Genomic DNA, 12118 nt, shown 5'->3' with positions numbered 1-12118 from the left:
ACAGATCAAGCGCATCCGTTCACTTGGGCAAAATGTCAGGCAACGACAAAGTCGTCTCGGCCGTAGCCCTGCAAATACAAAAGCGCCGTTAGATCACCAAAGTTGATCCGCGTGCTGACTTCTGCTGCGACGACCGGTTTTGCGTGCAACGCGACACCGACGCCGGCCTTGTGCAGCATGCCCAAATCGTTCGCGCCGTCGCCCACGGCCATCACGTCGTCAGGCGTCCAGCCAATGCGTTTGGTGATTTCGTTCAGCGCATCGACCTTGGCTTGTTTCCCAAGGATCGGGACGCCCACTTCGCCCGTTAAAACGCCGTCTTTCGCGATCAGTGTATTGGCGCGGTTTTCGTCAAACCCCAATTGGTTGGCGACAGCCCCGGTAAAGGCCGTGAAACCACCTGATACCAAGGCCGCGTAGCCCCCGTTTGCCTTCATCGTGCCAAGCAATTCTGGACCGCCGGGCATCAACGTGATCCGTTCAGACAGCACCTTGTCGATGATCGAAACGGGTAGTCCTTTTAGCAAACCAACACGCTCGCGCAGGGCTGCGTCGAAATCCAATTCGCCGTTCATCGCACGCGCGGTAATGTCTTTGACACGTGCACCAACGCCTGCCTCGTCCGCCAATTCATCAATGCATTCCTGTTGGATCATCGTGCTATCCATATCCGCCAACAGCATCTTTTTGCGGCGCCCGATTGTGGGCTGTAACATCAGATCAACGCCCATGCTTTGCGCGGTCTCCCAGACCTCCCAAAAGTTCGCGGGTTCGGCAGTCAGCGAAAATTCAGCAGCCTCATCTGGGGCCAACCAGATCACGTCGCCACCACCCCAAGCATTGCGCAATGAATGCACCAAAGCTGGTTCAAGATTACGGCGATCCGGAGAGGCGAGAAACGTGGCAGTGAACATCAGAAATCCTCAGATTGGGTGCGCGGGATTTAGCGTACCATCCGCTGATTTACCAGTCTTTGCCCAGGGCCAACAGGTCGGGTTCGATGCCTGCAAGTTTCCGATTGGCGTCAAAATGCGTCGCACAAATTTCACGATCCGTCGCATTTGACCTGATTTTAGGTTGCATGCCATGCCGCATCCCCCTACCTCTGCCCGTGGGACACCTCTCCCCAACGAGAGGCAATTATCTGTAAGGGTAGCAGCAATGGCTATACAACAACCGGCAACGCGGCCGGCTAATCCGCGTTTTTCCTCTGGCCCATGTGCCAAACCCCCCACCCATGATTTGGCAAAACTTGCGGATGCACCGCTTGGTCGCTCGCATCGTGCTGCCGTTGGCAAAGCCAAACTGTTGGCCGCCATCGAAGAAACACGCGAGATCCTCGGCATCCCCGCAGATTACAAAATCGGCATCGTCCCCGCGTCTGACACCGGTGCGTTCGAGATGGCGATGTGGTCGATGTTGGGTGAGCGCCCGGCGCAAATGGTCGCGTGGGAATCCTTTGGTGCAGGCTGGGTCACGGATGTGGCCAAGCAGCTGAAAATCGAACATTCCGTCCACACCGCTGAGTACGGCGAGATCGTGGATATGACGGCCCTGAATTACGACAATGACGTGTGTTTCACATGGAACGGCACGACGTCCGGCGTGCGCATGGCAAACGGTGACGCAATTCCTGGCGACCGCGCCGGGCTGACGTTGTGCGATGCCACATCCGCAGCATTCGCGATGGATCTGCCTTGGGACAAACTGGACGTGACCACGTTCAGCTGGCAAAAAGTGCTGGGCGGCGAAGCGGCGCACGGCATGCTCATTCTGTCCCCTCGCGCTGTTGAGCGGCTGGAAAATTACACGCCGCCATGGCCGTTGCCAAAGATTTTCCGCCTGACCAAAGGCGGCAAGCTGATCGACGGCGTGTTCAAAGGCGAGACGATCAATACACCTTCAATGCTTGCGGTCGAAGACTATCTTTTCGCGCTTGATTGGGCCCGTTCTATAGGTGGTCTCAAGGGTCTTATCGGACGTGCAGACGCAAACACGGCAGCCATCACGCAGTTTGTTAATGACAACGACTGGATCGATTTCCTAGCGATTGATCCCGCGACACGCTCCAACACATCTGTGTGTCTGAAGTTCACCGATGACCGGATCAAAGACGGGGCCGCGTTCGCCAAAGCGATCGCCAAACGACTGGCTGATGAAGACGTGGCGCTCGATGTTGGTGCCTATCGTGACGCGCCAGCGGGGCTGCGCATTTGGTGCGGTGGAACGGTCGAAACCTCTGACATCCAAGCCATGTTGCCCTGGCTGTCATGGGCGTTCGAATCCGAGATCAACGCGTAATTTACATACCTGTGAGGTGTGCCTGCGGCACACCACCCCTATTCAAAGGACCATCCTCATGGCACCTAAAGTTCTCATCTCCGACAAACTCTCAGAAGCAGCGGTTCAAATTTTCAAAGACCGTGGCATCGACGTGGATTTCCAGCCTGACATTGGCAAGGACAAAGACAAACTGGCCGCGATTATCGGCGATTACGACGGCCTTGCGATCCGTTCTGCCACCAAAGTAACCGAGAAAATCATCGCAGCCGCGGATAACCTCAAGGTTATCGGGCGCGCTGGCATTGGCACCGACAACATCGACAAAGAGGCCGCGAGCAAAAAGGGTATCATCGTGATGAACACGCCCTTCGGCAACATGATCACGACGGCTGAACACGCCATCGCGATGATGTTTTCGGTTGCGCGCCAAATCCCAGAAGCCTCCGAATCCACGCATGCCGGCAAATGGGAAAAATCCAAATTCATGGGGGTCGAACTGACTGGTAAAACCCTTGGCGTTATTGGTGCCGGCAACATCGGTGGCATCGTGTGTGACCGTGCGCGCGGATTAAAAATGAAAGTCGTCGCCTATGATCCGTTTCTCGGTGATGAAAAAGCCGACAAAATGGGCGTTGAAAAAGTTGAACTTGATGACCTGCTGAAACGCGCTGATTTCATCACGCTGCACGTTCCTTTCACGGATCAAACAGCAAACATCCTAAGCCGTGAAAACATCGCAAAAACCAAAAAAGGCGTGCGTATCATCAACTGTGCCCGTGGTGGTTTGGTCGATGAAGAGGCATTGGCAGACGCGCTTAAATCCGGTCATGTCGCGGGCGCTGCGTTTGATGTTTTTGCCAAAGAGCCAGCGAACGAAAACCCGTTGTTCAATTTGCCAAACGTAGTGTGCACGCCGCACTTGGGCGCTGCCACCACCGAAGCACAAGAAAACGTGGCCCTGCAAGTTGCGGACCAGATGGCCAATTATTTGCTGACAGGTGCGGTTGAAAACGCGCTGAACATGCCGTCGGTCACTGCCGAAGAAGCCAAGGTTATGGGTCCCTGGGTTTCACTGGCCGGTCACCTCGGGTCTTTCATCGGTCAAATGACGGACGAGCCGATCAAAGCGATCAACATTTTGTACGACGGTGTCGTGTCAGAAATGAACCTGGCCGCGTTGAACTGTGGCGTGGTTGCAGGAATCATGAAGCGCGCAAACCCTGATGTGAACATGGTTTCTGCGCCGGTGATCGCCAAAGAACGCGGCATTCAGGTGTCCACCACGAACCAAGATAAATCCGGCGTTTTCGACGGGTATATCAAGGTCACAGTGGTCACAGACAAACGCGAACGTTCAGTCGCGGGCACTGTGTTTAGCGACGGTAAGCCACGCTTTATCCAGATCAAAGGCATCAACATTGACGCCGAAATTGGTGCAAACATGCTGTACACCACGAACGAAGATGTGCCGGGCATCATTGGCTTGCTTGGCAACACGATGGGCAAAAACGGCGTCAACATCGCCAACTTTACCTTGGGCCGCAATTCGGTCGGCGGCGAGGCGATCGCGCTGTTGTATATCGACCACCCCATCGCACCCGAAGTTACGGTTGCGCTCGAAACCACGGGTATGTTCACGCAAGTTAAACCGCTTGCCTTTGACGTGGTATAGCCATTTTTGGGCACGTCACTTAGTGTTGACGTGCCCATGACATTTTTCGACAGTTACATTTTGTGTACGACACCACGCAGCGGCAGTACGCTTTTGTGCGGACTTTTGCGTAAAACCGGATGTGCCGGTGACCCTCAAAGTTACTTTCACCGCCCCTCTCTGGCCGATTGGCGGGACGGTCTTCACCTTGCTGCGAACTGCAATCTCAAGCGCATTTTTGATCAAGCGCGCCACGTCGGTTCCGGAAACTCGGACATCTTCGGTTTGCGTTTGCAGCGTCACAGTTTTGATTTCTGGATGACGCAACTGACGGCGCTGCATCCAGAGCCATCCTCGGGCGTGGGCCGTATTGAAAAAGCATTCGGAACCACCGCTTTCATCCATTTGACGAGACAGGACAAGATCGCACAAGCGGTGTCGTTAGTGCGCGCTGCGCAAAGCGGTTTGTGGCATCGAAACGCCGATGGATCAGAATTGGAACGCTTAAAGCCATCACAGGAATTGCACTACGATCGTGCCGCGATTTCACGGGAAATGGCTGAATTGACGGCATTCGATCATGCGTGGCGCGATTGGTTTGAAACTGAAAACATCACCCCATTTAACATTGACTATGAAACCCTGGCCGCTGCCCCGGCAGACATGATACATCAGATTTTTGACCATCTCGGATTGGATGTAAATCAAGTCCAAAATCTTGATCCTCCGACAGCGCAACTGGCGGATGCCATAAATTTGGAATGGGTGCGAAAATTCACGCATGAAACCGCCTGAGGCTACTCGTCTTTTGGATGAAAAACGCGTATGCGCAGTCTGGATCAGTAGGCAACAGAACGGAACCGGATATGACACAACCCATTTACGCCATCGGCGATGTGCACGGTCAATTGCGCCGGATGAATTGGGTTCTGGACCTGATTGAAAAAGACGGTGGCAAAGACGCCAAGATCGTCTTTGTCGGTGATTACACTGACCGTGGCCCCGACAGCAAAGGTGTTCTGGATCAACTGGTTGAGGCCAAAGAGGCGGGGCGCAACTGGACCTTTCTGCTGGGCAATCATGACGAAATGTTCAGCATGTTCATGCAGTCTCCGCCCCAGCATGACGCCCATTTACCGACTGAGCTGTACTGGCTGCATCAACGTCTTGGCGGCGACACGACCATGGCGTCGTATGGCGTCGTGTCAGAGCCGAAAAAGCGGCTGTCTGTGACCCACGGCGAAGCGCTTGAGACGATCCCGCAAACGCACGTCGATTTCCTGAAGTCGCTGGAATTGTCGCACACGCATGATGATTTATTTTTCTGTCACGCAGGTATCCGTCCAGAGGTGCCCTTGGCCGATCAAATCAAGCATGACCTGATCTGGATTCGCCAAGAATTCCACGACTACACCGACCTGCATCCGAAATTGATCGTGCATGGTCACACACCTGTCGAACAAGCAACGCACTACGGCAACCGCGTGAACATTGATTCTGGTGCCGGCTATGGCAAAGAACTGACCGCGACCGTGTTCGAGGACGGGCGCATCTGGAAGCTTACGGATCAGGGTCGTGTTGAACTGACAGCCAACTAACCCCAATCCAAGACCACCTTGCCTGACGTGCCCGATTTCATCGCGGCGAAGCCTGCTTCAAAATCATCGACGGGCAAACGGTGCGTGATCACGCCAGACACGTCTAATCCATTCTGCAACATTGCGATCATCTTGTACCACGTCTCGAAAATCTCGCGGCCGTAGACGCCTTTGATGGTGATCGCTTTGAACACGATGCGCGACCAATCGACAGGTGATTTGCCCGGTGGAATGCCCAGCATCGCGATGCGTCCCCCCATCACCATGGCCTCGATCATTTGATCTAGGGCTGCTTGGTTTCCGGACATTTCCAGGCCGACGTCAAAGCCCTCGGTCATGTTCAATCGCGCCCGCACGTCGTCCAAATCTTCACGCGTGACGTTCACGGGAACGACGTCAGCGACCTGCGCGGCCAAGGTCAACCGCGCGTCATTCACATCGGTGATCACCACATTGCGTGCACCTGCGTGACGGGCGACAGCGGCGGCCATAATGCCAATCGGGCCAGCACCGGTGATCAATACGTCTTCGCCGATCAAATCGAAACTGAGCGCGGTGTGCACGGCATTTCCCAACGGGTCGAGGATCGCGCCGATGTCGTCGCTGATCTCATCCGGCAGGGGGACGACGTTGAACGCGGGCAAGCGCAGATATTCGGCAAATGCCCCCTGTTCATTAACGCCAATGCCACGGGTTTCCGGGTCCAGGTGGAACCGCCCTGCGCGCGATTGGCGCGATTGCTTGCCAATCAAGTGGCCTTCGCCGGAACACCGCTGACCAAAGCGCAGCCCGTCAACATTACGCCCGATCTCAACGATCTCGCCAGCAAATTCATGGCCGGTGATCAACGGAACAGGCACCGTGCGCGCGGCCCATTCATCCCAGTTCCAGATGTGCACATCGGTGCCGCAAATTCCAGTTTTGCGAACTCGGATCAGCACGTCGTCTGGGCCAATTTCAGGCACTGGTGCTGTCTCGGCCCACAGACCTTCGCGGGGATGGCGTTTTACCAACGCTTTCATTTCATTGCGCATCAGATCACCCCGCAAGCTTTGCCTGCCACCTCAAATGCCGACAAGGCGCGGTCCAGCTGATCACGGGTCAATGCGGCGTTCATCTGCGTGCGAATACGAGCCTGTCCGCGGGGGACCACGGGAAAGAAGAAACCCGAAACATAAACGCCTTCGTCGAACAGGCGGGCGGCCATGTCTTGGGCCAATTGCGCCTCGCCCAACATAACTGGCACAATGGGGTGTTCGCCCGGCAACAGATCGAATCCCAGCCGTTCCAAACCTGTACGCCAGTACCGTGTATTTTCGAACAATTGGGTGCGCAAATTGTCACTTTTCTCAACCAAATCAATGGCTTTTATCCCAGCGGCCACGATGGACGGGGGCAGTGAGTTAGAGAACAAATAGGGCCGAGCGCGCTGGCGCAGCAGATCGATGACAGGCTGTGGGCCGGCGATGTAGCCACCGATTGCACCACCTAACGCCTTGCCCAAGGTGCCTGTCAAAATATCGACATCGACGCCGAAATGGGCGGGTGTGCCAGCGCCTTTTGGCCCCATGAAACCGGTTGCATGGCAGTCATCGACCATCACGAGCGCTTCGTATTTTTTGGCAAGCGCGGTGAGCTCGGGCAGGTTTGCCAGCGTCCCATCCATGCTGAAAACACCGTCGGTTGCGATCATGATAAACCGTGCACCTTCGTCTCGTGCCAGCTGCAATTGCCCTTCAAGATCGGTCATGTCGTTGTTGGCATAACGATAGCGACGCGCCTTGCACAAACGAATGCCGTCGATGATCGACGCATGGTTCAGGCTGTCGGAAACAACGGCATCCTCGGGACCCAATAGTGGTTCGAACAGCCCACCATTGGCATCAAAACAAGCGGCAAACAGTATGGAGTCATCCTTGCCCAGAAACGTCGCCAACCGCTGTTCCAATTCACGGTGAATGTCTTGGGTCCCGCAGATAAACCGGACCGACGCCATGCCGTACCCTTTGGGATCCATTGCCAGTTTTGCCGCATCAATCAGATCTGGATGATCGGCCAGCCCAAGGTAATTGTTGGCGCAAAGGTTAATGACGTCGTGATCGCCCACCGCGATCTGCGCACCCTGAGGCGAGGTGATCATGCGTTCTGTTTTCATCATGCCATCGGCCCTAATTTGGTCAAGCGTGGCGGCGATGTGGTTTAGATATTTCTGGGTCATGATGAATCTCCTTTGAGCGAAGTTCTACCATAGCGGACGCGATTCCGGAATAGAGGATTTCCGTAATGAGGGAAATTTTCCGTGATCGCGGAATTTTTATGCGTCCTGAACGACCAAATACGCGCGTGCTGCGCCCAAAGCTGTGATTTTGTGTGGCACGTCAGCGGCGTAGCGCGCGGTGTCGCCAGCATCGATTCGCATCACACTGTCACCGCTTGTGACTTCTAATGCGCCTTCGATCACACTCAGGTGTTCGCGGGCGCCGTGCGTGTGCGGCTGACTGTTCAGCACCCCGTTTTTGGCAAAGCGTAACTCGTACACTTCGTGCCGGCCTGCTTCTTCGGGGGGCGACAAAATCAGGATGGAACAACCTGTGCCGCGCGCCTCGATTGTGGGTACGTCGGCGGCGCGCAAAACCTCGATCTGGGTCTGGGTTGCACCTGCATCCAGCAGCCCCGCGAAATCGACTTGTAAGGCGCGAGTTAAATTCCAAAGCGTTGCAATTGTCGGGCTGCTTTCGCCGCGCTCAATCTGGCTGACCATGGACCGACTGACGCCAGATAGCTTTGCAACTGCGTCCAGTGATAGCCCTTGGGTGCGCCGCGCCTCTTTCAGGCGAGCAGGCAAAAGCGTTAGGATAGCGTCAGGATTTTCCGTCATACCGGATATGTGCCGCCGCACAGGGCTGGTGTCAATGACGGCACGTTCAGGCTGACAACGCAGGGCAGGGCGGTTAGAGCCTGCGTAAACAAAGGGACACATCATGACTGACATCGTAATTCTGGACGGCGCACGTACGGCAATCGGCACTTTTGGGGGGGCGCTTGCGAACACAACTCCCATCGATTTGGGGACGGTCGCGGCCAAGGCGGCGCTGGAGCGGTCAGGCGTCGAGGGCGGTCAAATCGGGCACGTCGCATTCGGGCACGTGATCAACACAGAGCCACGCGATATGTATTTGTCACGCGTCGCGGCGATTCAGGCAGGTGTGCCGGACGTCGTGCCAGCAATGAACGTGAACCGTTTGTGCGGATCTGGCGTACAAGCGATCGTGTCTGTTGTGCAGTCTTTGATGCTGGGTGACGCCGAATTCGGCTTGGCCGGTGGGGCGGAAAACATGTCGCGCAGCCCGTTCATCAATTCGTCCCAACGCTGGGGTGCCAAAATGGGCGATATTCGCACCCAAGACATGATGTTGGGCGCGTTGAATTGCCCGTTCGGGACTGGGCACATGGGCGTGACGGCGGAAAATGTCGCAAGCGAATTTGACGTCAGCCGTGCCGAGCAGGACGCGTTTGCGATGCAAAGCCAGCAACGCGCAGCAGCGGCAATTGCTGCCGGGCACTTCCAAAGTCAGATCACGCCAGTCGAGGTTAAAGTTAAACGCGATATGGTGCCGTTCGAGGTCGATGAACACCCAAAAGCAACGAGCCTTGAGATCTTGGGTGGGTTGCGTCCGGTGTTCCAAAAAGACGGTTCGGTGACCGCAGGTAACGCGAGCGGGATCAACGACGGTGGTGCCGCGATTGTGCTGGCAACAGCAGAGGCAGCCGAAAAGGCAGGTTTGAAACCCAAAGCGCGCATTTTGGGCTATGCCCACGCCGGCGTTCGTCCGGAAGTCATGGGGATCGGACCAATCCCTGCAGTACAAAACTTGCTGGTCAAGACGGGTCTGTCCGCGTCTGATTTTGATGTGATCGAAAGCAACGAGGCCTTTGCATCACAAGCGCTGGCCGTGTCCAAAGAGCTAGGGCTTGATCCGGCACGCGTGAACCCGAATGGCGGCGCGATCGCGCTGGGTCATCCGGTTGGTGCGACCGGTGCGATCATCACGGTTAAGGCGCTGTACGAGCTGGAACGCATCGGTGGGTCCAAAGCGTTGATCACCATGTGCATTGGTGGCGGGCAAGGGATTGCGTTGGCGATTGAACGTCTTTGAAGGGCGATTTGGCCCCCAAAGGTTTTTGAGTATTTGTGATCAGAACAAGCTTTGGGCTGCGGTCCAAAGTCCGATCCCTGCCCCGGATGAAACGATCGCTGTTAAGACAATCCAACGCCAGAACGTTTGGCGCTTGGGTGGTTCTGGATTGCCTTGTTTGATCAGTGCAGCCTCGACCAATCCGGGCAAGCGAGGGCCGAAACGACCCAAGACCCGAGCCGTCTTTGCAAGGTCGGACAGCATTGCTTTTGGCCCAATGGATTTGCCGATGTAGCTGGTGACAATCGGGTTGGCGACTTGCCAGATGTTGATGTCCGGGTTCAGGCTGCGTGCCACCCCTTCGACGACGACCATTGTGCGTTGCAGCAAGATCAGTTCGGTGCGGGTTTCCATGCCAAAGCGTTCGGTGACCTCGAACAAATAGCTCAGCAAACGACCCATCGAAATGTTGGTGGCGTTCATGCCAAAGATCGGTTCGCCTACGGCCCTGAGAGCACGCGCAAATTCATCTACGTCTTTGTCCGCGGGAACATAGCCTGCCTCAAAATGAACCTCGGCGACGCGTTTGTAATCTTTGCGGATAAAGCCGAACAGGATTTCGGCGTAGACGCGGCGGGTGTATTCGTCGATGTGCCCCATGATCCCGAAATCATAGGCGATGATGTTGCCATTTGGTGCGACCTTGAGGTTGCCTTGATGCATGTCCGCGTGAAAGAATCCGTCGCGCAATGCGTGGCTTAGGAACAGTTGTAGCACCCGTTCGCCAAGCACTTGGCGGTCGTGGCCGGCGCCGTCAATCGCGTCGTTGTCGCCCATCGGAACACCGTCAGCCCAGCCCAATGTCATCACGCGCCGTGCCGAATAATCCCATTTGATGGGGGGCAATTCGAAACCTTCGTCTTTTTCTGTGTTGGCCGCGAATTCCGAAGCTGAAGAGCTTTCTAACCGCAGATCAAGTTCGCCTTGAACGACACCGTCAAAATGCTCGATGACCTCCATCGGGCGCAAGCGGCGTGCACCAGGGGCGAAAATATCGACGATGCGGGCGGCGAAATAAAACGCATCCACGTCTTTGGAAAACGCCCGCTCGATGCCGGGGCGCAGGATCTTGACGGCGACATCTTCGCCAGTCGTTTTCAGTTTGGCTTTGTGTACCTGCGCGATTGAGGCGGCCGCGATAGGCCCGCTGAATTCCGAAAACATGTCGGACACGGGCTGGCCCAATTCACGCTCTACCTCTGCCTTGGCTTCCTCAACGGAAAACGGGGGCAGTTTGTCTTGGAGCACGCGCAACTGCACGGCTAATTCGTCGCCAACCACGTCCGGGCGGGTCGACAACACTTGACCGAATTTGATGTAGGCCGGACCTAGTGCCGTCAAAGCGCGCGGGGCAGGCGGGACCGATGGATCCCCTTTGTACCCCAGCCACATGAATGGTTTTCCCAGCGCATGTGCGATAAATCGCAGGGTTGGTGGCGCGTCGAACGCGTCCAGAATGACGTTCATCGCGCCGGTGCGTTCCAGCGTGGCCCCTGTGCGGATCAGGCGCCAAATGTTGTGCGGGCCGCGCACGCTAGATTTTCCAACCCGAATGCAGTGCCGCAACACCCATCGTCATGTTCCGGTATTTTGCATTCTCAAAACCAGCGGTGCGCAGCATTCCAAGGAACGTGTCTTGGTCGGGGAAGTTGCGGATCGATTCGACCAGATATTGATAGCTGTCGCGATCATTGGCGATCATCTTGCCCATCTGCGGAATCACGTTGAACGAATACAGATCGTAGGCTTTTTGCATGGCTGCATTGGGCAGCTGCGAGAATTCCAACACCATCAAGCGACCGCCGGGTTTCAGCACGCGGAACGCTTCGTTCAGGGCCTCTTGGGGGCGGGTGACGTTGCGAATGCCAAAGCTGATTGTGTAGACATCGAACGTGTTGTCGGCAAAGGGCAATGCCATCGCGTCGCCCACAACCCAATTTAGGCTGTCTTCCATCGACGCGGCCTCGGCCCGTTTGCGCCCCTCGATCAGCATGGGTTCGGTGATGTCCAAGACGGTCGCGTGTCCATGCCCTGCGCGTTTCAGAAACTTGAACGAAATGTCGCCTGTGCCACCCGCCACGTCCAGCAGCTTTTGACCGGGACGCGGGGCGAGCCAATCCATCATCGCGTCTTTCCAGATACGGTGAATTCCCATGCTCATGACGTCGTTCATGATGTCGTACTTTGAGGCAACAGAGTTGAACACGCCTTGCACGCGCCCCGCTTTTTCGCCCTCGGGCACGGTTTCAAATCCGAAATGTGTTGTTTTTGCCGGAGTATTTGCAGTGTCTTGGGTCATGAGGGCTTGCTGTCCTTGAATTCAACACTTGTTATAGAGCAGACGTGGCCGCGCACAATGCGGCGCTTTCGTCACATGATAAAGGTGAGCA

General features: G+C 55.9%; 11 protein-coding genes. 5 read left to right on the top strand and 6 right to left on the bottom strand.

What is annotated here, in order from left to right:
* Positions 1 to 35 precede the first annotated feature (35 nt).
* Complete coding sequence (gene serB, locus ACFIO0_RS16920) at positions 36 to 914, bottom strand: phosphoserine phosphatase SerB (protein ID WP_390911571.1); 879 nt, start codon at positions 912 to 914, stop codon at positions 36 to 38.
* 247 nt (positions 915 to 1161) lie between these two features.
* On the opposite strand from serB, the gene ACFIO0_RS16915 reads away from it, so the two are divergent.
* The 4 genes from ACFIO0_RS16915 (at position 1162) to ACFIO0_RS16900 (ending at position 5532) form a co-directional block, all read left to right on the top strand.
* Complete coding sequence (locus tag ACFIO0_RS16915; protein WP_390911570.1) at positions 1162 to 2301, top strand: phosphoserine transaminase; 1140 nt, start codon at positions 1162 to 1164, stop codon at positions 2299 to 2301.
* Positions 2302 to 2359: 58 nt separating this feature from the next.
* Entirely contained in the window at positions 2360 to 3955 is a 1596-nt protein-coding gene (gene serA, locus ACFIO0_RS16910; RefSeq protein ID WP_390911569.1) for a phosphoglycerate dehydrogenase, read from the top strand.
* Between the two features lie 36 nt (positions 3956 to 3991).
* Complete coding sequence (locus tag ACFIO0_RS16905) at positions 3992 to 4729, top strand: Stf0 family sulfotransferase (protein WP_390911568.1); 738 nt, start codon at positions 3992 to 3994, stop codon at positions 4727 to 4729.
* A gap of 71 nt (positions 4730 to 4800) precedes the next feature.
* The gene (locus tag ACFIO0_RS16900) at positions 4801 to 5532 is read left to right on the top strand and encodes a metallophosphoesterase (RefSeq protein WP_390911567.1); all 732 of its coding nucleotides are present in this window, start codon (positions 4801 to 4803) and stop codon (positions 5530 to 5532) included.
* Here the strand turns inward: ACFIO0_RS16900 and tdh are convergent.
* From tdh to ACFIO0_RS16885, 3 genes are all read right to left on the bottom strand, one after another.
* A complete protein-coding gene (gene tdh, locus ACFIO0_RS16895) occupies positions 5529 to 6566 on the bottom strand; it encodes an L-threonine 3-dehydrogenase (protein ID WP_390911566.1) in 1038 nt (345 codons plus the stop codon). The genes ACFIO0_RS16900 and tdh overlap by 4 nt on opposite strands.
* The gene (locus ACFIO0_RS16890) at positions 6566 to 7750 is read right to left on the bottom strand and encodes a glycine C-acetyltransferase (RefSeq protein ID WP_390911565.1); all 1185 of its coding nucleotides are present in this window, start codon (positions 7748 to 7750) and stop codon (positions 6566 to 6568) included. Before ACFIO0_RS16890 ends, tdh begins: the two co-directional genes overlap by 1 nt.
* A 96-nt stretch (positions 7751 to 7846) precedes the next feature.
* Positions 7847 to 8410, bottom strand: coding sequence for a helix-turn-helix domain-containing protein (locus ACFIO0_RS16885; RefSeq protein WP_390911564.1), 564 nt, complete (start codon positions 8408 to 8410; stop codon positions 7847 to 7849).
* 103 nt (positions 8411 to 8513) lie between these two features.
* Here ACFIO0_RS16885 and ACFIO0_RS16880 point away from each other — a divergent pair, with 103 nt between their 5' ends.
* Positions 8514 to 9689: a beta-ketothiolase BktB gene (locus ACFIO0_RS16880; protein WP_390911563.1), complete on the top strand. Its 1176-nt coding sequence runs from the start codon at positions 8514 to 8516 to the stop codon at positions 9687 to 9689.
* A 39-nt stretch (positions 9690 to 9728) separates the two neighbouring features.
* On the opposite strand, the gene ubiB is transcribed toward ACFIO0_RS16880, so the two are convergent.
* On the bottom strand, positions 9729 to 11261 hold the full coding sequence (gene ubiB, locus ACFIO0_RS16875) for a 2-polyprenylphenol 6-hydroxylase (RefSeq protein WP_390911562.1): 1533 nt from the start codon (positions 11259 to 11261) through the stop codon (positions 9729 to 9731).
* A gap of 1 nt (position 11262) precedes the next feature.
* Positions 11263 to 12027, bottom strand: coding sequence for a bifunctional demethylmenaquinone methyltransferase/2-methoxy-6-polyprenyl-1,4-benzoquinol methylase UbiE (ubiE, locus tag ACFIO0_RS16870; protein ID WP_390911561.1), 765 nt, complete (start codon positions 12025 to 12027; stop codon positions 11263 to 11265).
* Between the last annotated feature and the right edge of the window lie 91 nt (positions 12028 to 12118).

The organism is Pseudosulfitobacter sp. SM2401 (assembly GCF_042932805.1).
GTDB lineage: Bacteria > Pseudomonadota > Alphaproteobacteria > Rhodobacterales > Rhodobacteraceae > Ascidiaceihabitans.
The sequence above is the reverse complement of the archived record's forward strand: the minus strand, read 5'-3'. Positions and strand labels throughout refer to the sequence as shown.

Bases quoted from the DNA above. Each gene is read 5' to 3' on its own strand.
- serB (WP_390911571.1), bottom strand. From the start codon at position 914: ATGTTCACTGCCACGTTTCTCGCCTCTCCGGATCGCCGTAATCTTGAA.
- ACFIO0_RS16915 (WP_390911570.1), top strand. From the start codon at position 1,162: ATGGCTATACAACAACCGGCAACGCGGCCGGCTAATCCGCGTTTTTCC.
- serA (WP_390911569.1), top strand. From the start codon at position 2,360: ATGGCACCTAAAGTTCTCATCTCCGACAAACTCTCAGAAGCAGCGGTT.
- ACFIO0_RS16905 (WP_390911568.1), top strand. From the start codon at position 3,992: ATGACATTTTTCGACAGTTACATTTTGTGTACGACACCACGCAGCGGC.
- ACFIO0_RS16900 (WP_390911567.1), top strand. From the start codon at position 4,801: ATGACACAACCCATTTACGCCATCGGCGATGTGCACGGTCAATTGCGC.
- tdh (WP_390911566.1), bottom strand. From the start codon at position 6,566: ATGCGCAATGAAATGAAAGCGTTGGTAAAACGCCATCCCCGCGAAGGT.
- ACFIO0_RS16890 (WP_390911565.1), bottom strand. From the start codon at position 7,750: ATGACCCAGAAATATCTAAACCACATCGCCGCCACGCTTGACCAAATT.
- ACFIO0_RS16885 (WP_390911564.1), bottom strand. From the start codon at position 8,410: ATGACGGAAAATCCTGACGCTATCCTAACGCTTTTGCCTGCTCGCCTG.
- ACFIO0_RS16880 (WP_390911563.1), top strand. From the start codon at position 8,514: ATGACTGACATCGTAATTCTGGACGGCGCACGTACGGCAATCGGCACT.
- ubiE (WP_390911561.1), bottom strand. From the start codon at position 12,027: ATGACCCAAGACACTGCAAATACTCCGGCAAAAACAACACATTTCGGA.